Genomic DNA, 21676 nt, shown 5'->3' with positions numbered 1-21676 from the left:
TTCGATTCGTTCATCCGCAAAAACGAATGGTACACTAAACTCAGGAAAGCTATTTTGGTTTTTTTAGGGTTAACTACCCAACGATCCTGTATCAATTTAGCGCGAAGTCGAACGAGTTGATCACCTCGATACTTTACTCTTTCGTACCTTTGCGGCCTTTTCCGTTGCTTTATGTCTGTTCTTACCCCTAATCCAGTTAACGAAGTCATCTGGAGTGCGGCCTGGCGGTCGACTGCTTTTCGCCGAAAATTCATCGTCAGCGTGGTTTGTCTACTGGCCTTATTGGGCGCCTTTCCGATCTTTTTTCAAATCATCGAACAACACAGTGGTCCGGTGCTGGCAGACTGGGTGCTGACCCGGATTCCCCCCGTCGATGTATCGCTGATTATTTTTCTGGTCATCTGGGCATCCGCGCTGCTGCTTGTGGTTAGGGTCCGGCGCAGCCCGGCCATTTACATGATGTTTGTGTACAGTTACGTACTCATCAGCCTGTCGCGCATGATCAGCATCAATCTGTTCCCGCTCAATCCGCCAATTGGCCTCATTCCGATGGTCGATCCGATAACGAACGCATTCTACGGGAAGGTTTATATCACGAAAGATCTGTTCTACTCAGGCCATACATCCACCATCTTTCTGATCTTTTTGTGTCTGCGTCGGCGCTGGGACCGGCTGTTGGTGCTGGTTGGCTCGCTGATCGTAGGGGCGTTGCTGCTTGTGCAGCACGTACATTACACCATCGATGTGATGGGCGCCTTTGTGTTTACGTATCCGTTCTACCGCCTGGGCAAGTGGCTCGGTCTCAGCGGCTGGAATAATAGGGCTCTCCAGGAATAAGCCGACAGGTCTTTCAGCAATTCTGCTGAATACTGGTCAGAAGGCCTCGCCCAACTGGAAATACAACCCATTCGATACGCTCTGCCCGATTCCCCAGCCGTAATCGATGCGCAGATTCAGGCGCTCCTTCCGGTCCAGGGCCACGCGGGCTCCTGCGCCGAAGGAGTACTTTAAATCTTCGAAATTTAGGTTCTGCACCCGGCTGGCTACATTTCCGATGCCAACGAAGCCAACGGCCCCCAACCGCCAGAACAAAGGCACCCGGTACTCGGCCTGAATAACGACCTGATTTTTACTGCGGTACCGGCCATCGTAAAACCCACGCATGCTGTTCGACCCTCCGAAGCTGGCCAGACTACGCAACGGCACCTGGCCGGCATTGAAAAAACCGTAGGCCTGAATAGCCAGTACCTGATCGCGGTAGGTCCGCAAAAACCGCCGGAAGTCGATCACGTAATTGGTATACCGGAAGTCCGATCCGAAAAGGGGGGCAAAGTGGTTGAAATACACCTGCAGGAAGGCCCCCCGGTCGGGCGCAAAGGCGTTGTTGCGCGAATCGTAGGTCAGGCTCAGCCCCGCCCCCGACACATGGTACGGAAAGCGGCCCGGCACATCCAGCCGGTCGAAGAGCCCCCCCGGCTGGTAATCGACAGATAATAATCGCTGATATTCGTAGAGCAGGCCCGCAAAAAAACGCTCCTGAAGTTTTCGTTGAAAATGCAGGTATACGTAATATTGCTGAAAGGTATAGGCCTCTTCGCCCTTGTCCGGCGCTTCTTTTCCCAGGCCCCAGAATTTATCGGGAAAATTGCTGTACGACAACTGATAGTTTAGAATATAGCGTTCGCCGGGAAAGTACGTGGTGCCGTTGATCGCGGCAATAAATTGTTTTCGCAGTGAGTATAAAGCAAGTCCCTGTGCGTTAGAAGTACGAGTTACGGTATCGGACCGGTTGAATCGAAAGGTGTACGAACCTGCCACGCCAAAAGACCAGTCTGTCTCGATGGAACGGGCTATCAGCGGCAAAATCAGCGTGTTGCGCGCCCGGATGGCAGGGTTAAGCTCAGCCTCCCGGGGTAACGGAATACTGTCTGACTGAGCCAAGGCAGACGTAGTAAGCCCAATTAAACTACTGACTAACAGGAGTATTAACCGTTGATCAAATAAAGCAGCCACCGAAACTGAAATAACCGTTAATTAAAGTCGGATTAATTAAATCAATTAAAAGTAATCCTAAAATTGTAAATTTCGTAGATTTGGGGCGTAAACAAACCATTATGGTTGTATCTGTCCAATGGAAGGCAGCCAGCGGTTGGCACTGAACCCGGAACCTCCGAACTGTAAACCACCGATATGAGCAAAATCGATTTACCGCCCTTTACGCTGGGCGAAACCATTACCCCCGAACAACGCCAGTTCTTTAACAAAAATGGCGTGATTGTTTTCCGTAATTTTATTCATCCTGAAACGGTAAAGTTATTCATTAGTGAAGTTGAGCGGATCGAGAAAGAATGGCTCGCTGAAGGCCGCGACAAAGTAAACGGTGTTCCCCTGAAATTCGGTCAGGACGAAGCCGGAAATGCCATGATTCAGCGGATGTGCTTCCTCTCGCAGCACAGCACCGCCCTCCACGAGTTCCTTCAGGACCCCCGCCTGCAGGCCGTTGTCGACTTGCTCCAGCCGTACGAAGGTCGTATTGCTGAAGTTGAAAAAGATGGGCTTATTCTCAACCACTACGTTCGCACTCCCAACAGCAAATTCTCCCAGATGGGCTGGCATACCGACAGCCCGCGCGACATTTTCCTCGGGCAGCGCATCATGCCGATGCTGAATGTGGGCATTCACCTGAATTCGACCCCGTACGAAAACGGGGGCCTGCGCGTCATTCCGGGTACGCACAAGCAGGGTATTCTTAAAATGCTGTTCCGCAAGAAATACTTCGTTGATAACGAACCCGATAAACACGAAATCGGCTTCGATATCAACGCAGGCGACCTGTCAGTACACGATGGGCGGCTCTGGCACCGGGCGCAGCAGTCTCCGCACGTGGGCGAAGCCAGCCGTCGGCGCGTCATGTATGTTCCGGTCGTTACGGGCAAATACATGCCCAAACACGAAAACAGCAAAACGCCGTTCTATCATCGGTTTATCTCGAAAGTAAATATTTAAGCCAATATCGATAGTCGGCAGTTGATAGTGTATAGTTGGAACAGAAGCTCCACTATACACTATCAACTGCCGACTATCGATTTTTTATCCGTATGGCCTACGCCCTCATCACCGGTGCCAGCAAAGGCATTGGTTTAGCCATTGCCACCGAACTCGCCCGCCAGAAATTTGATCTGTTGCTGGTCGCCCGGTCAGCCACCTTACTAGCCGAATCGGCTCAGCAACTGTCGTCCATGTACGGCATCAAAACCGACGTGCTGGCCATCGACCTGGCCGAAGCGGGGGCCGCCCAACGGATTTTCGACTGGTGCGCGCAAAAAAAATACGCGGTCCGGGCGTTGGTCAACAACGCGGGCTACGGCCTGAGCGGGCCTTTTGAGAAACATTCGCTGGCTGAACACACCAACATGATGGCCGTTAACATGACGGCGCTCGTGGAGTTAACGTATCTCTTTCTGCCCCAGCTTCGGCAACAACCCAGCGCTTATATCCTGAACATCGGCAGTTCGGCGGCTTATCAGGCGGTGCCGGGTCTGAGTCTGTACTCTGCATCGAAAGTGTTCGTGCTTCAGTTCAGCCGGGGGCTTCATCAGGAGCTGAAAAAATCATCGGTATCGGTCACCTGCGTTTGCCCCGGTGCTACTGACACGGGGTTTGTCGACCGGGCGCAGATTGGTGAGAAAGGGCGCAAAGCCGCCGAGAAAGTAAATATGACGCCCGAAGAAGTCGCCAAACAGGCTGTAGGCGCTATGCTGGCCGGAAAAACCGAAGTAGTAACGGGCCTGCTCAACAAAGCCGGCAAACTGATGGCCTGGCTTCTTCCGAAAGGGCTGGTCGAACAAACCGCCGGGAGTATTTACGAATAGCACACACAAACCTAAAGGGCAACTCACCTGATCATCGAAAAAGGTAGTCGTCAATAAAGCGCCGTATGGGGTACCCCATACGGCGCTTATACGTAGTTGGCCAAAGATAAATCTGATGTTATTATAGGGTGGGAGTTAGCCATTAATCAGCAGCACTTTTTGTACTTGCCCAATGAATGGCACTTTATTTGTCTCGTTCTGGTTGTACCCATATAACTTTCTAAAGACGTTGGATGCGAACCTTATACTAAAGCCTTGTTTCCTTGCCTGCCGACGTCCAGCTAACACATGCAATTTTCTGATTTAGAATTAATTGACCCTATCCTGAAGGCACTGTCCGAAGAAGGATATACCACCCCAACCCCCATTCAGCAACAAGCCATACCGATTCTGTTAAGCCGCCGGGATTTGCTGGGTTGCGCCCAGACCGGCACCGGCAAAACGGCCGCCTTCGCCATCCCGATTCTGCAATTGATGAGTGCAGAGCGTAGCCAGAACCCCAAAGCCCCCCGTCGCATTAAAACCCTGATTCTGACGCCCACCCGCGAACTGGCTATCCAGATCGACGAAAGCTTTGCCGCCTACGGCCGTCATCTTCAGCTGCGTCATACGGTTATTTTCGGTGGGGTTTCGCAACATGCCCAGGTCAACACGCTCAAAGCGGGTATTGATGTGCTGATTGCCACCCCTGGCCGGCTGCTCGACCTGATGAACCAGGGATTTGTCTCGCTGCGCGATGTTCAGTTTTTCGTGCTCGATGAAGCCGACCGCATGCTCGATATGGGCTTTATTCACGATGTGAAGAAGGTCATCGCCAAATTACCCGACCGTCGACAGTCGCTGTTTTTCTCGGCTACCATGCCGCCCGACGTAGCCAAATTGGCCGATACGATTCTGCGTAATCCGGCAAAAGTCGAAGTTACGCCCGTTTCGTCGACCGCCGACACAATTGATCAGGCCCTGTATTTTGTCGGAAAAGATGACAAGCGCAAACTGCTCGTTCATATTCTGGAGGATACCAGCATTCGCTCGGCGCTGGTCTTTGCCCGTACCAAACACGGCGCTGACCGGGTCGTTAAAGACCTGCTGCGGGCGGGCATCGGTGCCGAAGCTATCCACGGCAACAAGTCGCAGAACGCGCGCCAGCGGGCTCTCTCGAATTTTAAAAGCCGCGAAACCCGCGTCCTTGTCGCCACGGATATTGCCGCACGGGGCATCGATGTCGATGAGCTTTCGCACGTTATCAATTACGAATTGCCGAACATTCCCGAAACCTACGTGCACCGCATTGGCCGAACAGGCCGCGCCGGTAACGATGGTATTGCGCTTTCGTTCTGCGATGCTGAAGAACTCGCTTATCTGAAAGATATTCATAAGCTCATCGGTAAAACGGTTCCCGTCATTACCGACCACCCTTATGTACTCGACGTGAATACCGCCGTTGTTACTCCAGCTCCTGCACAGTCGCGAAATCGTCAGGGCAACGCGAATGGTGGCCAGCGTCAGCAACACGGCCGAGGCCGGACCAATGGTTCGTCGCAGACGAGTCAGCCCAACAGGTCGAATTCGAACGAACGCCGGCCCAACAGCAGCACCGACCCACGTAACGAAAACCGGGGGCAGTCCCGCCAAAACGAACGCAATGGTCAGCGCCACTCCAGCGGGCCGAAACAACCTTCGGCTACCGACAACCGCGAACAACGCCCCGGCAGAGGCAGCGGCAATAGCCGGTATCTGGATTTTAGCTCGGATAAAAATTATTAGATCAGGTCAATTGACCTAAATGTTCGACACGCAAAAGTCCCGGATTTCATTCGGGACTTTTGCGTGTCGATGCTTATACTTGCATCCGAAAGTCTACCCCAATTTAAATTAGTGCCATGGATCGGTATAGCAGTTTAGTCGCTTTTAACAGCTGGGCAAACCAGCGGATGCTGACGCAGGCAGCAATGTTGTCGGCAGCAGAATTCAACAAAGAACTAGGGGGCAGTTTTCCTTCGATCCGGCTAACCACTACGCATCTGCTCATCTCCGACTGGCTATGGCTGAACCGCTGGCAGGGCAACCCGATTGTTCCGATCCCTTCGGACTGGGATACCACGACAGCCGACTCCATCGAAGCCCTCTGGATCCCCATTCAGTACGCAATGGAGCAGCGCATCCAGACGCTGCTTGCGGGCGGAGACGAGCAGGTAATTATCTTCACCACCCTGAAAGGGTCGACGTTTGAGTTGCCACTCTGGCAAACGATCAACCATGTTGTCAATCACGGTACGTATCATCGGGGGCAACTAGCGAATATGGTTCGCATGCAGGGGCACACGCCAGTCAATACCGATATGTTTCTGTTTTTTGCCGAAGCCTGAAGGTAGCACGGCAAGGCTGACGCTCCTGGTTCAACCCGCTTATCGATACCCCAGTCTCACCGGCACGGGCTGTCGGTGGTATCGACGGGTTTAAGCTTTGATTCTTACGGGAAGGTCTGGTAGCTTTTCCAACAAAATCGCTTTTACGTATCGCGTAGTTCTGTTGTACTACCTCCTACCCTATGAAACGATTGCTTTTTCCAGTGACCACACTGGCGATACTGGCCCTGGGCTGGTCGCAGCTGGCGCAGAACCCGACCGACGACAAGCCCAACGACAATACCAACTGGGGTGAATACCTCGGCGGGCCCGACCGGAATCACTACTCGGCGCTGACGCAGATTACCCCAGCAAATGTTAAAAACCTGCAGGTTGCCTGGCGATATTCCACCCCCGACAGTGGCCAGATACAAACCAACCCTATTATTGTCGATGGGGTTCTATACGGCGTTACGCCCTCCGTTCAGGCCTTTGCGCTCGACGCGGCCACGGGAAAGGAGCTTTGGCGGTTTGGCGGGGTAAAAAAAGCCGGAGCCAACACCAGCCGGGGGGTTACCTTCTGGGCTCCTCAACCTGGTGTATCCACCGATGCACCCCGAATTTTGCATTCGATGGGGTCGCTGCTGTACGCGCTCGACGCCAAAACCGGTCAGCCCATTTCCAGTTTCGGCCAGGATGGTCACATCGACCTGCACGATGGTCTGGGTGAGCAGGCTAAAGATAAGTTCGTGATCTCGAACACACCCGGTACCATTTTCGGCGATTTGATTATCATGCCCGTTCGGTTGTCGGAAGAAGCCGATGCCGCGCCGGGTTACATCCGTGCGTTCAATGTGCGCACGGGAAAACTGGCCTGGACCTTTCACACGATTCCAAATCCGGGCGAATACGGCTACGACACCTGGCCGAAAGAAGCGTACAAAAATTTCGACGTTGGAGGGGCCAACAACTGGTCGGGGATGGCCATCGATCGAACGCGCGGGATTCTGTACGTCCCGACGGGATCGCCCTCCTACGACTTCTACGGCGGCAACCGCAAGGGCCAGAATCTGTTCGCCAACTGCGTGCTGGCGCTCGATGCCCGTACGGGCAAGCGACTCTGGCATTTTCAGGCTGTTCACCACGACCTCTGGGACCGTGATTTTCCGGCCCCACCCAACCTGATTACCGTGACACAGAACGGCAAAAAAATCGACGCGGTAGCGCAGGTGACCAAAACGGGTTACGTATTTGTTTTTGACCGCGTAACCGGCAAACCGCTGTTTCCGATCAAGGAAGTAGCCATTCCGAAGTCGGCCATGCCTGGCGAATCGACCTGGCCTACACAACCGGTTCCGCAGAAGCCAGCGCCTTTTGTGCGACAGCTCATGACCGAGGCCGATATCAACCCCAATTCGGTAGACCGGGACTCGCTCCAGAAGCTGTTCCGAACCGTCGGCAAGCGGTCGTACGAACCCATGACCGACAAAGGCTGGGCACTGATGATTCCCGGCACCGACGGTGGTGCGGAGTGGGGTGGCGCGGCCGCCGATCCAGACGGGATTCTATACGTCAACGCCAACGATATTCCCTGGCTGTATAAGCTCATCGACACGCCTAAACAAGACGAACTGGCGCACCTGAGCCCCGGCCAGCGGGTGTATACCCAAAACTGCCTGAGCTGCCACGGCCCCGAACGAAAGGGCAACCCCCGCAGTGGGTATCCGTCGCTGGTCAACATCGGCCAGCGACGTGACCGGCCGTATGTGCTGCAAACCGTCAGCAACGGACGCGGCATGATGCCGGGCTTCACGACACTTTCGGCAGAAGAAAAAAATGCGCTGATCGCTTTTCTGTTCGATGACGAAAAACAGGAAGCATCCGGTCAAGTGGCCGTCGGCACGAAGGCTAAACGACCGTATCTGCCCTATAAAATAACGGGGTACAATCGCTTTCAGGACAGCGAGGGATACCCGGCCATCAAGCCACCCTGGGGTACGCTTAGCGCCATCGACCTCAACACCGGCGAATATCTCTGGAAAATTCCGCTCGGCGAAGAAAAGGCATTCAAAGCCAAAGGCATTGCCAACACCGGTACCGAGAACTACGGGGGACCGGTCAGTACGGCCAGTGGGCTGCTCTTTATCGGCGGCTCTCGTGACGAAAAATTCCGGGCTTTCGACAAGAAAACCGGTAAACTCCTCTGGGAAACCGACCTCCCGGCTGCCGGCTTTGCCACACCCGCTACCTATCAGATCGGCGGTAAGCAGTACGTGGTAATTGCCTGTGGGGGCGGAAAAGTGGGTGTAAAGAAAGGAAACCAATACGTCGCTTTTGCTCTACCCTGATCATGAAAACACTTTTCTACATTGGTATTATTGGCCTATTGGGATTCGAAGTCGCGAATGTCTACTTTATCATGCCTATGCCCGGCAGCCAGCGCATGAACAGCCTCGACCTGGCTTATTTCCTGTACAGTTGGCGGTGGGGGTTTCGGCTTCTTTTCGGAGCGCTTATACTGATCGGCGCGCTTCGTGCCTTCCAGGGGTCGAAATGGCCGGCGCTGGTAGCGCTCGTGCTGGTAGCGGTGGTTAGTTACGCCTTTAATTTCCGAATGGCCGCCGATCACATGTTCTACCAGCCAGGCTCTCTACAGCTCAAAGGAGCACCGGAAAACACCGTCAAGCCGGACCGCGAAGTGCTGGGCATCGAAGTAAATGGGCAGGCGAAAGCCTACCCGATTCAGTATATTGGCTACCACCATCAGGTTCTGGACACGCTCGGCGGGCAGCCCATCATGGTAACCTATTGCACCGTTTGCCGCACCGGACGTGCATTTCGCCCGGTTGTAAACGGCCATTCCGAGCGCTTCCGGCTGGTGGGGATGGATCATTTCAATGCCATGTTTGAGGATGCTACGACGGGCAGCTGGTGGCGGCAGGCAAACGGTGAAGCCATTGCCGGCCAACTGAAAGGCGATACACTCCCCGAAGTTTTCAGTGAACAGATGACTCTGAAACAGTGGCTGACGCTTCATCCCAACAGCCTGGTCATGCAGCCCGATACAACGTTTAATGAACGGTATGCAAAGATGAGCGCCTACGAACGGGGCAAAGGGGGCAGCGATCTGACCCAGACCGACAGCCTGTCCTGGCAAGATAAATCGTGGGTGGTGGGAATCAACGTAAACAACCACGCTAAAGCCTACGATTGGAACCGGTTGAAACGCGAACGACTGATTCATGACACGCTGGCCGATCGCCCCATCCTGCTGGTCCTGGCTCCCGACAACCGGAGTTTTTTTGCGTATCAGCGCTCCGCACCTACGGCCCGTTTCCAGTTGCACCGGGATACGCTCAGGTATGGGCCGGAAGCCTACGCTTTGTCTGGAAAAGCCCTGGGTACACAGCTCAGTCTGGTCCGCCTACCGGCGCATCAGGAGTTCTGGCACAGCTGGCGAACGTTTCATCCGGGTACCGGGCGCTACTAATTTTAAACCAAGGGGTTCTTCATCGGCTTAAGTATACACCAACATCCAGCGCCGATGGCTCTTCGTTTACTCACTCTGTTTATAGTATTGCCTATTATTGGGCTTGCTCAGCCAAATCGGATCATCGATCGGAACACGATTGGCTGGTATGTTTACAACGGCGATCATAGCCTGAATCAGCGCTGGGCGCTGCATACCGAATACCAGTGGCGCCGGATCGACTGGATACAGGCCTGGCAACAGTCGCTGGCCCGGCTAGGCCTGACCTATAAACTTACCGACCGGATCAAGCTGAGTGGTGGCTACACGCTGTTCACTACCTATCCCTACGGCGATTACCCCGTTGCCGATGCGGGCGTGCCTACGCTCGAGCATCGGCTCTACGAAGATGTTCAGTTGAAGGACAAGCTGGGGATCGTCAAGCTCAGCCATCGGTTTCGGCTCGAACAGCGCTGGCTCAGTATTGGTGCCGATGCCAATCCGCGGCAGATTGAAGCGTGGGAATACCAGCACCGGGTGCGGTATCAGCTTTCGGGAGAAATTCCATTACAGGGGCCGACCCTCGACGATGGCGAGTTTTACCTTAACTTTTTCGATGAACTTTTCATAGGGTTTGGCCGGAACGTCGGGCAGAATGTATTTAATCAGAACCGAATTTCGGGCGGACTAGGGTATCAGCTTCGGGATTCTTTCGCGCTGGAACTGAACTACCTCAATCAGATTACTCAACACCCGGAAGTCGATCCGGCAACGGGCAAGCCTGTTTTCGAACTTAACAACGGCTTCCGGCTGAATGTGCGGTACGACCTGAATTTCGCCAAAAAATAACGGGCTTATACCAGCGTATAAGCCCGTTGTCAATGTCTTTCAGCGCTCTGCCCCCTTCAGATAAATCCGTAATTATCCTATATGAAGAGAGATTCCATCGCTCACCGAGCCGATTTTCAAAGTCAGACCTTTTACACTCCCCAGGTTGCGTAGGTAAGGCGTACGATACGCTTTTTTACTGGTAGCGGCAGTTTTCTTTATAGAATCGATCATCGCTTATACTTTTTTAATTATTAACTCAAGTTGTGGACGTTATATTTTATAATTTGACTCTCAATTTTCATTAAAGTCACTTAATAAGCACTGGTTGTTGAAAATTCAGGGCATTTTGCATCGTTACACCGTCCTTCTCCGCATACACATTTCTTCCAGAAGCAGATTCCATTAAGCGGAGTATGTATTAAACTACCCACTTGACCATCTGTTTTTCTTTACTTATATAAATCCTATTTTTGCTATTGATTAGCCAATTGGTTTCATTAAATGCTATGAAAAGCAAAGCGGGTCGGTTTTATGTATTGCTTCTGGTCGGCGCTTTTCTACTCATGCAGGGCTGCCACCACGTCGAAAAACCGGCGGCAATTGTCCAACTGGCCGATCAGCTTCCGGAACCGGTCGATTACAACCTGCATGTCAAACCCATTCTGTCGGACAAATGCTTTTTTTGCCACGGTCCCGATAAGAACAGCCAGAAAGCGGGCCTGGAGCTGGCAACGCGCGAAGGAGCACTGGCTGCCCTGAAAAAAGCAAAAGGCAAACACGCCATCGTGCCAGGCGACCTGGCTGGTAGTGAGGTATACCACCGCATCATCACCGCCGATGAGCACGACATGATGCCGCCCAAAGCCTCCAATCGCGTGCTGACGAATTATGAAAAAGCCGTCCTGATCAAGTGGATCGAGCAGGGAGCCGAATACAAACCACACTGGGCGCTGATGAAACCACAAAAATCGGTACTCCCCACGGTAAGTAACAAGCGGTGGCCGCAAAACGAGATCGACTATTTTACGTTGCGTAAAATGGAAGAAAAAGGCCTTAGCCCATCGCCCCAAGCCGACAAAGAAACGCTTTTGCGCCGGGTTTCGCTCGACCTGACCGGCCTACCACCCACACCCGAGGAAACCGACGCCTTCCTAACCGACTCATCACCGAACGCATACGAGAAAGTTGTCGACCGGTTGCTACGATCTCCGCACTACGGCGAGAAAATGGCGGTCGACTGGCTGGACCTGGCGCGTTATGCTGACACGCACGGCTATACGGTCGATCGTTACCGACCGATGTGGCCCTGGCGCGACTGGGTCATTCGATCGTTCAACCAGAACCGTCCGTTCGATCAGTTCATTACCTGGCAGCTCGCGGGCGACCTGCTGCCCAACCCCACACGCGAACAGCGCCTGGCAACCGGTTTCAACCGCAACCATTCGCAAAATATGGAGGGCGGGATTATCAACGAAGAATTTCGGGTCGAATACGTGGCCGACCGCACCAATACCCTCGGTACGGCTATGCTGGGCATGACGGTGGAATGCGCCCGCTGTCATGATCATAAGTTCGATCCCATTTCGCAGAAAGATTATTACAGCCTGTTTGCCTTTTTCAACAACGTCGATGAAGCCGGGCAGATTTCCTGGGACGATGCTATGCCTGTGCCCACCCTGCTGCTCACCGAAAAAAAACAGGATAGCCTGCTGACCTTTATCGATACAGCCATCAAACGAACAGAAAATGATCTGGGCCAGCTAAAACAGGCTGAACAACAGCCGTTTGCCCGGTGGCAGACTACCAACGATCAAACGACTTCACTCGATCTGGCGCGGGGCTTACAGGCCCGGTTCACGTTCGATAAACTGGTCAAGGGCACGTTTGTAAGCGACGTTTCGGTTGCCGACAAAGGCACCGTGGTGGAACCCGTGCTGGCACCAGGTAAATTCGGGCAAGCCTTCCGCTCCAACGGCGACGATATTCTGAGTCTGGGCAAAGTCGGTATTTTTCACCGGGCCCAGCCGTTTTCAATCGGTGTCTGGGTCAATATCCCGAAAGACCTGAACAAAGGGGTTATTCTGCACAAAGGGCAGGGCGACATTCTGTATAATTTTCGGGGCTATTTTCTGAACCTGCGCGACGGAAAAGCCGAACTGCTGATGGCACATACCTGGCCTTACAACAGCATCATCCGGGTCAGTCGGCAACGCCTACCGAAGCAGAAATGGATTCAATTGACCATGACCTACGACGGGTCAAGCCAGGCGACCGGGCTAAAGCTGTACATCGATGGGCGGGAAGCAGCAATGACTACCGAACGAGACAACCTGTTTAAGGACATTGTCTTTCTCAAAGGCAAACACCTGAGTAAAGACCAGCCCGGTTTGCAGGTGGGGGCCGATATGCGGGGAGCGGGCTTTAAAAATGGGCTGGTCGATGAACTGGTGGTTTACACCCGCGAACTTACCGCACCCGAAGTGGCCGTATTGGCTCGGGCAGCGAGTCCAGCTCAGCCCTCTTCTACGGCCCCGTCGGACCCCCAGGGGCTATTTTCGTACTACCTGGCTACGCATTCGGCCGCCTACCAGCAAAAGCGGACCGAATTACAGAAACTACGAACGGAGCGAAATCAGGTTATTGAAGCCATTCCGGAGATCATGGTGATGGAGGAGATGCGAACACCCCGGCCGACGTACCTGCTCAGGCGGGGGGTGTACGACGCTCACGGCGACCGCGTACAGCCTAACGTACCGGCCAGCGTTCTTCCGTTCTCACCCGAGTTTCCGCGCAATCGGCTGGGGCTGGCCCGGTGGCTGTTGCACCCAGACAACCCGCTTACGGCCCGCGTCGCCGTGAACCGCTACTGGCAGACCTATTTCGGAACGGGGCTTCAGAAAGCGTCGAACAACTTTGGTAACCAGGGTGGCTTGCCGACGCATCCGGAACTACTCGACTGGCTGGCGATCAAGTTTCGGGAAACGGGCTGGAACATCAAAGCCATGCAGAAGCTTATCGTTCTGTCGGCTACCTACCGGCAATCGTCGCGCCCGACTCGCGTGGGTTTGCAGAAAGACCCCGAAAATACCTGGCTGGCCCGTGGCCCCATGATGCGCCTGACGGCCGAAATGATCCGGGACAACGCCTTGGCTGCCAGTGGACTTTTATCGGAAAAACTGGGTGGCCCCAGCGTGAAGCCCTACCAGCCCGACGGCCTGTGGGCGGTCAATGGAGCGGTTTATGAGCAGGACAAAGGCGAAGGTCTGTACCGGCGGAGTCTGTACACGTTCTGGCGCCGGACAAACCCGCCCCCGTCGATGAACACCTTCGATGCACCCTCCCGGAGCTATTGCGTAGTGCAGCGGCAGAAAACCAGCACTCCCCTACAGGCGCTGGTGCTGCTGAACGACCCGCAGTTTGTTGAAGCCGCACGGGTCGTTGCCGAACGGTCGCTGACCCAGCGAACGACATTACCCGACCAGATGACGCGGTTGTTTCGTCTGCTGACGAGTCGGAAGCCAATGGATAAAGAACTAGCGATTCTAATTCGGCTGTACGACCAGGAACACCAGAAATTCAAAAACAATCCGGCCAAGGCAACCGGCTGGCTACAAACAGGCGAGTCTCGATCGACCACGGTACCGGATCGGGCAGCGCTGGCGGCCGGTACCGTGGTAGCCAGTACGGTTATGAATTCGGAAGCCTTCGTTACAAAACATTGACGGGTTAATGGTCATTTGGTTTCATTATCCGTCATTAATTGGTCATTCGTTGGTATTGGTAGAAAAATCTCACGGACAGGCAGTTACAACTTAAGACAAAGCATGACAACAATTGACTATAAACTGACTAAAACTAACCACCAATGACCATTTAATAACCACGCATGACCCTAAAATTGACCCCATCCCCATGAACGAGAAACTGACGCAACACCTGGCCGATACGTTTAACCGGCGGTCGTTTCTGACCAAAGCATCTATTGGCTTAGGTACGCTGGCGCTGGGGTCACTGCTCCCCCGGAATCTGTTTTCCAATCCGGCTCCGACCTCCGAGTTGCTGGTGCCGCACCGGGCTCCGCGGGCCAAACGGATCGTATATCTGTGCCAGAGCGGAGGACCGTCGCAGCTGGAACTATTCGATTACAAGCCGTTTCTGGAAACCATGCATGGCAAAGACCTGCCCGATTCGGTCCGGAAAGGGCAACGGCTAACGGGGATGAGCGCTCAGCAGTCGGCCCTGCCGTTGGTGAGTTCGCCCTATCGATTTGCTCAGTACGGAAAAAGCGGAGCCTGGGTGAGTGAGCTAATGCCACATACGAGCCGGGTGGCCGATGAACTGTGTTTCATCAAATCCATGTACACCGAGCAGATCAACCACGACCCGGCGTTGACATTTTTTCAGACGGGCAATCAGTTGGCCGGGCGGCCCAGCATCGGTTCGTGGATCAGTTACGGGCTGGGTTCGGCCAACGAAAACCTGCCCGCATTCATTGTACTGGTATCGAAGGACGCCCCCCAGGACCAGCCGCTCTATGCCCGCCTTTGGGGCAACGGGTTTCTGCCTTCGCGCCATCAGGGCGTACAGTTTCGCTCCGGCGCCGACCCAGTGCTGTATCTGAATAATCCGGGGAGCTATTCCACCGCCGACCGCCGGTCGATGCTCGATGCGCTGAAGGATCTGAATCAGACGCAGGAAGAACTATACGGCGATCCGGAGGTGGCCAACCACATTGCGCAGTACGAAATGGCCTTCCGGATGCAAACCTCCGTGCCGGAAGTCAACGATCTGTCCGACGAGCCCGACTGGGTATTCGACCTCTACGGCTCCGAAGCCCGCAACCCCGGCACGTTCGCGGCTAACTGCCTGATGGCCCGGCGACTGCTGGAACGCGACGTCAAGTTCGTGCAGCTTTATCACCAGGGCTGGGACCAGCACGGCGACCTGCCCAAAGGGCTTTCGCGCCAGTGCAAAGCTACCGATCAGCCGTCGGCAGCTCTGGTACAGGACCTCAAACAGCGCGGTCTGCTGGACGACACCGTCGTGGTATGGGGGGGCGAGTTCGGCCGGACGAACTATTCGCAGGGTAAACTGACCAAAGACAATTACGGGCGTGATCACCATCCGCGTTGCTTCACGATCTGGATGGCGGGCGGAGGCATCAAACCGGGTATCACCTACGGCGAAACCGACGAGTTTGGCTACAACATCGCCCATAACCCGGTGCACGTGCACGATTTTCAGGCCACGCTGCTGCACCTGATGGGGATCGACCACGAAAAACTCACCTACGAATTTCAGGGCCGACGCTTCCGGCTCACGGATGTAGAAGGTAAACTGGTCAACGGTATTCTGGCCTGACACTACTGAATGGACCTGGCGTATCGAGCAAGCCCGATTTTTGGGCCAGCTCGGTACGATATTGGGCTCAACCCGCTATATTCGATCATATTTTCTTAGATAATTAGTTAAGGTTAGCTAACTCGTTCTCTTGTCTACTCAGCGAACCATATTTACCGATTACGGTCTGCTTCTTGAAGCGCTGCCCCACGCCGTACTTCACTTAAATCCGCAGGGGTTGATCACATTTGCCAATCGGGCTGCGGTACAACTCATTCGGTCGACCCTGGACGAGCTGATCGACCAACCTTTTTCCATTTTTTATGATGCGCCTGGCGGCATCATCAAAGCCGATTACGAGTTAAGCATGGCCGTTAAAAATGGGCAGTTCACGACGGAAGGGTGGCGAATCCGGAAGGATAAGACCAAGTTCTGGGGCGACATGACCCTGACCCGCATTCAGGATGAGCAGAGTACCCTGACGGGCTTCAGTTGCCTGTTGCAGGACAATTCGGGCCGGAAACAGCAGGAGCTTGAGCTGCTGAAGCGGGAAGAGCGCTTCCGGCTGATGGTCGAGGGCATCCGGGATTATGCCATTTTTATGCTCGATCCAGCAGGGCACATCATTTCCTGGAATGAAGGGGCCAGGCGCATCAAAGGCTATTCGGAGGCCGAAATCATCGGGAAGCATTTCTCGACTTTTTATACCGCCGAAGACCTGGCCAGTCAGAAACCAGCCCGCGAGCTGGTAATTGCCCGACAAACCGGCAAGTATGAGGAAGAAGGCTGGCGGGTCAAAAAAAACGGCTCGGTTTTCTGGGCCAATATTGTCATAACGGCCCTTTTCAACGAACAGAATCAGTTGATAGGCTTTTCTAAAGTGACCCGCGACCTGACCGAACGGAAGGAAGCCGACGAAACGCTTCGGCAGAGCGAAGAGCAGTACCGCTCGCTGGTGGAGCAGGTGGCAGATTATGGCATTTTCATGATGGATGAAAAAGGACGGGTCATTAACTGGAACGAAGGTGCCCGACGGATTAACGGCTACAGTGCCGATGAGATTATCGGCAAGTACTTTTCTATCTTTTATTCCGAAGAAGACATCCTCAGTGGAAAACCCACGCGTGAACTGAAAATAGCGCAGGCAATGGGAAAATACGAAGAAGAAGGCTGGCGTATCCGGAAAGACGGTAGCCCGTTCTGGGCCAATGTGGTCATTACGGCGCTTTATAATCCGAAGGGAATTCATATCGGCTTTTCTAAAGTAACCCGTGATCTGACCGAACGCAAACGGGCCGAACAAAGCCTGCGCGACAGCAATGACCGCTACCGGCGACTGGCCACCGAGTTACAGCACCTCAACGATGAACTGGTCATCGCCAATCAGGAACTGCAACAGTTCACTTCTGTCGTATCGCATGATTTACAGGAACCCATCCGGACTATGAAAAGCTACCTGCTGCTCATCGATCGGGAAATCGGCCCTGAACTGGGGGATGCCCCCAGAACATACATTGCCAAAACCATTCTGGCAGCGACGCGCATGAAGGAGCTCATCGAACACCTGCTCCGTTATTCGCAGATCAGTAAGCAGGAATTACGATTCGAAAAACTGTCGGTCCAGGGGTTAGTGGAGGAGGTTTTGCAGAACCTTCGTTCCTCCCTCGAGGACAGCCAGGCGCACATCGACCTCGACCTGCAACTGGATACCGTATACGGAAACCGGCTGCAGTTAGTCCAGTTATTGCAGAACCTGATCAGCAATGCCATTAAGTTTACGGCAGGCCGGACGCCCAGCATACAGCTTCATGCCCGGCTCGACAGCGACCAGGTTCGGTTCGGCGTTACGGACAATGGCATTGGGATTGCGAAAGCGGATCAGACCAAAATCTTCGAGGTGTTCAGGCGGTTGCATACCGTTCAGGAGTACGCTGGTACCGGTATCGGGCTGGCGATCTGTAAAAAAATCATTGAACGGCATGGCGGTCAGATCTGGGTAGAATCTGAACTGAACCAGGGAACCACGTTTTGTTTTACTCTTCACCAGGCTGAGAAACAGCTGCCTTATGAAAAAATATAAGCTCGTCATTGTAGAAAACGATGAAGATGAACGGCTGTTTATGAAAAGCGGTATCGAACAGACGGGCTTGTTCGAGATTGTCGCTCAGGCCGAACATGGACGCCAGGTTCTCGAATGGCTGACAGCCCACCTCAGTGATTTGCCCGACCTGATATTGTCGGATTTGAATATGCCGGTCAAGAATGGGTATGAGCTCCTGGAAGCACTGCAGGAGGAAAGCCGATTCGCCCATCTACCGGTTGTGATCACCTCAACCTCGGCTACACCGTCGACAATCGAGAAATGTTTAACGTTGGGAGCCGCCGATTACCTCATCAAGCCCGACACGTTTCTTGACTATGAGCCCTATGGGCAGGAACTATACAAGCGTATCGAACAGAAGCAACTGGTGAAATAATACCCGTTATCAACTGCCATTTTTTGTCATGCCGACCGTAGGGAGGGATCTTAATGCCTCCCGACTCTCGAGTTAGGAAACGTTAAGATCCCTCCCTACGGCCGGCATGACAAAAAGCCATAAGCCATTAATAACAGAGCCGTTATTCGAAAAGCCTCCCGCCATTCGCTTTCAAATAACGCCAGGTGGCTCAGCTCCGTGGGTCAACTCTATTCATCTTCAGGCAGTACTACATCGCTGGCGCGTTCGGGTGGGCTGACGGTCAGGTGTTCGACTTTGCCGTTTACGACCCGTCCTTCTACGGTCGTGTTGTAGGGTGCATGGAGCTTAAACGAGACATTCCAGGTTTTGGGCCAGGCGGGCAGTAGCCGAATGGTTTTTCCATCGGTCTGCATCAGCATTTCCTGCAGGCCAATCATGGCCGATCCACCCCAGTTATGATCCGGCGTCCAGTCGAAACCCGGCCCCCAGAACGTCGGAAACCGGTGGGTCGAATTGGCAAATTTCAGCGTCGTCAGGCGGGTGGCTTCGTCGGTAAGGCCCAGGCGGGCAGCAAAGATATTGTGCTGCCGCCAGCCCACATGACTTCGGTATTTCACCACCAGCGTATCGTAGTTCCAGGTGTTGAGTGCAACCTCCAGGCCGGGTTTCCCTAGGCCATACAACCCCCACGGATAGACCGGGTAAAGCTGGGGTGCTTCGGTATTCTGGATGCGTGCCCAGGCCTGGGCCGGTGCCAGGGTTTTGTGCCCCTCGTACTCGCCAAACGGCAGCGGAGGGACTCGCAGGAGCATGGTACTCCATTTTTCCCGCTGGCTTTTGTTCAGGTAAGTATCCGGCAGTGCCAGCAGCCGGTTCAGGATCACCTTCAGCGCCGAAATGACCGTGGTCGAGTTGTAGGTCATCTTATAGGTTTCGGCGGCTGAACTCGGATACAGCACATAATGTCCCTGCTCGTCGAAGGGCCGGGCTCCCCGTTTTTTGGCCAGTTGCTGGTAGTGCTCATCGTAAAACGTCAGACAGCTCTCGATAAACGGCACGTAGGCGCTGATATTCCGATTTTCGTAGCGCTCGGTTTCCAGCATCATCAGGCAGAACTCGAAGACCGTCTCCCACTCGTATTCCAGCCAGGCGTTGTATTCCATACCGGGGTCGTAGCCATCAGGGCGTTTCGTGCCGTATTCGAAAATGTTGGGCAGGCCAAAGTTCTCGATCTGCTCCGTAAAACAGGCGCCGGCATGCTGCCAGTATACCCGACTCCGCAGTTCGGCGTTTTTCTGCGAACGAAGGTAAAAGTCGAATTGTGGTTTCAGCATGTCGAAGTCGCCGGTTTTCAGCATCGGATAATAAACCAGCCGCTGGTTCTGGGCGGTCATGGTACCCCCACCCCAGAGCCGGAAGTCGGGCGAATACGGATAGGTTTTATTGACGGATGCAGGGTCGAAGGTAAACAGCCCGCCGTTGAATTTCGTCGGCCATTTTCCGTACGCATTGCAGCCGAGTTGATACCGAAACAGCTGGTAATTCCGCGAAATCATAGCCCCAGTTGTGTCGTCGCTATCGATGCGGATGTAGCTCCGGTTCCAGAACTGCTGCCACCAGTTCTGGCTTTTCTGGCGGGCTGTTTTGCGAGCCCGGTCGGCTTCGCTGAGCAACGCCCTTAGTCCCGATTTCCAGTCATCGAGTGAATTAGTCTGCTCAACATGCAGACCAATCTCAAGCGTTTGCGTACGCACCGGCGCAGGCGTAACCAGTTTCCAGGATTTATAGCGGGCGTTGGCGTAGGTACCGGTATCCGTTCCGGCGGGTTTCATTTTGGCCCCTCTGAGCAGCCCACCAAACGTGTTGTTTTTTAGTGGATCGAAGAGGCTATCTTTTACTGAATCCATGCCCTCCAGCCGGACCGTATAGTCGAAAGCGGTTTCTTCGTCGCTACGATTCCGGTGGTAAAACAGGATATCGCTCCCCTGAAAATCGATGGCATCTTTTCGGGTGACAACGTCGAATTTCGACGATACTTTGTACGAATTCGCCCGGAGTTCCGGCCCTTTCACCACGTGGTCTTCGTGACGCCACGATTCGTAGGCGGCCGTCAGACTAACGGGTTTAGCACTCTGTAGCTCTACGTGTACCACCGGCCGGAATACGTCGACCCACAGGTTTATCTGCGCCTTACCTCCGCTAATGGTTACGCCCCCCTCCCTTAGCTTAAGCTCCTGCCTGAAATCGGCCCCGTTGAACGGATTAGGCGACAGCGTAAGCCGTACCCGCCCAAGCTTAAGCATGGCGTTGTTCTCGTCGAAGGTGCCGCTGCGGGCCAGGTAAACCAGCACGTCGCCTTTTTCGACCCAGACGTTCAAGCCGATGTCTCCGCCCCCGCAGGGCATGGACTCCGACGAATGTTTACTCGGGCTCGTCCAGACGACATCGTAAGCACTGATCGGGTGCGGCTGTGCCACACCCGACCGGCTGACCAGGAGCATCAACAGAGCCCAGAAACAAATTTTCATAAGCAGGACATAATGGAGCGCAAAAGTAGCCCCAAATGGCATTACGCTCCACCCCAGTTTCGGCCACTATCCTGATCGATAAACAGCGTGGCATGGGGGTGCTGGCGTAAAATGGTCGAGGGGTAGCGTTCAGAAACGGCATCGGTCAGCGTGTGGTTAATGGCCTCGGCTTTGTGCGCGGCCGGTACCATACAGAACACCCAGGGGGCGCTGACCAGCGCCGGAATGGTCAGCGTAAGCGCATATTCGGGCACCTGCTCCAGGGTAGCAAAACAGCCGTCGTGTACCTGTTGCTGGCGACTCGTCAGGTCTAAATCGATCTTTTTAACCAGCACGAGATCATTAAAATCGGCTACGTGGGGGTCGTTGAAGGCGATATGGCAGTTCTCACCGATCCCCATGCACACAATATCGGCGGGGTACTCCCTTAGCAGCGATTCATAGCGACGGCATTCCCCGACTGGGTCGTTGTTTCCATCGATGTAATAAACCGCCTTTAGCGGCACTCTGGCGAAGAGCCGGTCTTTAAGAAAATTCCCGAAGCGCTGGGGAGCCTCGTCAGGCAAACCGATGTATTCGTCCATGTGAAACGCATTGATCCGCTCCCAGGCGATGTTGGGCTGCTGGGACAGTGCTTCCAGAAACTCGTTCTGCGACGGAGCTGCGGCAAAAATCAGGTTCACCGTATCCTGTGTCTGCAGCAATGCCCGGATTCGGTCGGCCGCCAGCGTAGCTGCCTGCTCGCCCAGCTCCCGCCGATTTTCATACAGGTTAACGGTAAGCTGATCGACAGTGAATGTCCGGAGAGGAGAACGGGTTATGGTCATAACCA

General features: G+C 54.1%; 15 protein-coding genes. 12 read left to right on the top strand and 3 right to left on the bottom strand.

The genetic code is table 11. The features are described from left to right. Positions 1-171: 171 nt before the first annotated feature. Positions 172-837, top strand: coding sequence for a phosphatase PAP2-related protein (locus tag ACYVC2_RS05490; RefSeq protein WP_461101293.1), 666 nt, complete (start codon positions 172-174; stop codon positions 835-837). Between the two features lie 36 nt (positions 838-873). Here ACYVC2_RS05490 and ACYVC2_RS05485 read toward each other — a convergent pair whose 3' ends face one another. Beyond that, entirely contained in the window at positions 874-1941 is a 1068-nt protein-coding gene (locus tag ACYVC2_RS05485) for a BamA/TamA family outer membrane protein (protein ID WP_461101292.1), read from the bottom strand. A gap of 249 nt (positions 1942-2190) precedes the next feature. On the opposite strand from ACYVC2_RS05485, the gene ACYVC2_RS05480 reads away from it, so the two are divergent. From ACYVC2_RS05480 to ACYVC2_RS05430, 11 genes are all read left to right on the top strand, one after another. Further along, a complete protein-coding gene (locus tag ACYVC2_RS05480) occupies positions 2191-3006 on the top strand; it encodes a phytanoyl-CoA dioxygenase family protein (protein ID WP_461101291.1) in 816 nt (271 codons plus the stop codon). A 92-nt stretch (positions 3007-3098) separates the two neighbouring features. Next, a complete protein-coding gene (locus ACYVC2_RS05475; RefSeq protein ID WP_461101290.1) occupies positions 3099-3872 on the top strand; it encodes an SDR family NAD(P)-dependent oxidoreductase in 774 nt (257 codons plus the stop codon). A gap of 288 nt (positions 3873-4160) precedes the next feature. Beyond that, a complete protein-coding gene (locus ACYVC2_RS05470) occupies positions 4161-5636 on the top strand; it encodes a DEAD/DEAH box helicase (protein ID WP_461101289.1) in 1476 nt (491 codons plus the stop codon). A gap of 116 nt (positions 5637-5752) precedes the next feature. Next, entirely contained in the window at positions 5753-6238 is a 486-nt protein-coding gene (locus ACYVC2_RS05465; protein ID WP_461101288.1) for a DinB family protein, read from the top strand. Between the two features lie 182 nt (positions 6239-6420). After that, positions 6421-8565, top strand: a complete 2145-nt coding sequence (locus ACYVC2_RS05460) for an outer membrane protein assembly factor BamB family protein (protein ID WP_461101287.1) — start codon at positions 6421-6423, stop codon at positions 8563-8565. 2 nt (positions 8566-8567) lie between these two features. Beyond that, positions 8568-9707: a DUF3179 domain-containing (seleno)protein gene (locus tag ACYVC2_RS05455; RefSeq protein ID WP_461101286.1), complete on the top strand. Its 1140-nt coding sequence runs from the start codon at positions 8568-8570 to the stop codon at positions 9705-9707. Positions 9708-9761: 54 nt separating this feature from the next. Further along, positions 9762-10535: a DUF2490 domain-containing protein gene (locus ACYVC2_RS05450; RefSeq protein WP_461101285.1), complete on the top strand. Its 774-nt coding sequence runs from the start codon at positions 9762-9764 to the stop codon at positions 10533-10535. 488 nt (positions 10536-11023) lie between these two features. Next, the gene (locus ACYVC2_RS05445; RefSeq protein ID WP_461101284.1) at positions 11024-14239 is read left to right on the top strand and encodes a DUF1553 domain-containing protein; all 3216 of its coding nucleotides are present in this window, start codon (positions 11024-11026) and stop codon (positions 14237-14239) included. 190 nt (positions 14240-14429) lie between these two features. Next, entirely contained in the window at positions 14430-15878 is a 1449-nt protein-coding gene (locus ACYVC2_RS05440) for a DUF1501 domain-containing protein (RefSeq protein ID WP_461101283.1), read from the top strand. A 130-nt stretch (positions 15879-16008) separates the two neighbouring features. Then, positions 16009-17937: a sensor histidine kinase gene (locus ACYVC2_RS05435; RefSeq protein ID WP_461101282.1), complete on the top strand. Its 1929-nt coding sequence runs from the start codon at positions 16009-16011 to the stop codon at positions 17935-17937. Further along, positions 17924-18334: a response regulator gene (locus tag ACYVC2_RS05430; protein WP_461101281.1), complete on the top strand. Its 411-nt coding sequence runs from the start codon at positions 17924-17926 to the stop codon at positions 18332-18334. Before ACYVC2_RS05435 ends, ACYVC2_RS05430 begins: the two co-directional genes overlap by 14 nt. Positions 18335-18543: 209 nt before the next feature. Here ACYVC2_RS05430 and ACYVC2_RS05425 read toward each other — a convergent pair whose 3' ends face one another. Both ACYVC2_RS05425 and ACYVC2_RS05420 read right to left on the bottom strand, forming a co-directional pair. Then, a complete protein-coding gene (locus tag ACYVC2_RS05425) occupies positions 18544-20844 on the bottom strand; it encodes a DUF5703 domain-containing protein (protein ID WP_461101280.1) in 2301 nt (766 codons plus the stop codon). A 41-nt stretch (positions 20845-20885) separates the two neighbouring features. Then, entirely contained in the window at positions 20886-21671 is a 786-nt protein-coding gene (locus tag ACYVC2_RS05420; protein ID WP_461101279.1) for a glucosamine-6-phosphate deaminase, read from the bottom strand. Between the last annotated feature and the right edge of the window lie 5 nt (positions 21672-21676).

The organism is Spirosoma koreense, from assembly GCF_054777875.1.
This window is presented reverse-complemented; position numbering and strand designations above follow the sequence as displayed.

What these genes read in the sequence shown, in the direction of transcription:
- ACYVC2_RS05440 (WP_461101283.1), top strand. Translation starts at nt 14,430, where the DNA reads ATGAACGAGAAACTGACGCAACACCTGGCCGATACGTTTAACCGGCGG.
- ACYVC2_RS05430 (WP_461101281.1), top strand. Translation starts at nt 17,924, where the DNA reads ATGAAAAAATATAAGCTCGTCATTGTAGAAAACGATGAAGATGAACGG.
- ACYVC2_RS05465 (WP_461101288.1), top strand. Translation starts at nt 5,753, where the DNA reads ATGGATCGGTATAGCAGTTTAGTCGCTTTTAACAGCTGGGCAAACCAG.
- ACYVC2_RS05490 (WP_461101293.1), top strand. Translation starts at nt 172, where the DNA reads ATGTCTGTTCTTACCCCTAATCCAGTTAACGAAGTCATCTGGAGTGCG.
- ACYVC2_RS05480 (WP_461101291.1), top strand. Translation starts at nt 2,191, where the DNA reads ATGAGCAAAATCGATTTACCGCCCTTTACGCTGGGCGAAACCATTACC.
- ACYVC2_RS05470 (WP_461101289.1), top strand. Translation starts at nt 4,161, where the DNA reads ATGCAATTTTCTGATTTAGAATTAATTGACCCTATCCTGAAGGCACTG.
- ACYVC2_RS05425 (WP_461101280.1), bottom strand. Translation starts at nt 20,844, where the DNA reads ATGAAAATTTGTTTCTGGGCTCTGTTGATGCTCCTGGTCAGCCGGTCG.
- ACYVC2_RS05450 (WP_461101285.1), top strand. Translation starts at nt 9,762, where the DNA reads ATGGCTCTTCGTTTACTCACTCTGTTTATAGTATTGCCTATTATTGGG.
- ACYVC2_RS05475 (WP_461101290.1), top strand. Translation starts at nt 3,099, where the DNA reads ATGGCCTACGCCCTCATCACCGGTGCCAGCAAAGGCATTGGTTTAGCC.
- ACYVC2_RS05460 (WP_461101287.1), top strand. Translation starts at nt 6,421, where the DNA reads ATGAAACGATTGCTTTTTCCAGTGACCACACTGGCGATACTGGCCCTG.
- ACYVC2_RS05420 (WP_461101279.1), bottom strand. Translation starts at nt 21,671, where the DNA reads ATGACCATAACCCGTTCTCCTCTCCGGACATTCACTGTCGATCAGCTT.
- ACYVC2_RS05455 (WP_461101286.1), top strand. Translation starts at nt 8,568, where the DNA reads ATGAAAACACTTTTCTACATTGGTATTATTGGCCTATTGGGATTCGAA.
- ACYVC2_RS05445 (WP_461101284.1), top strand. Translation starts at nt 11,024, where the DNA reads ATGAAAAGCAAAGCGGGTCGGTTTTATGTATTGCTTCTGGTCGGCGCT.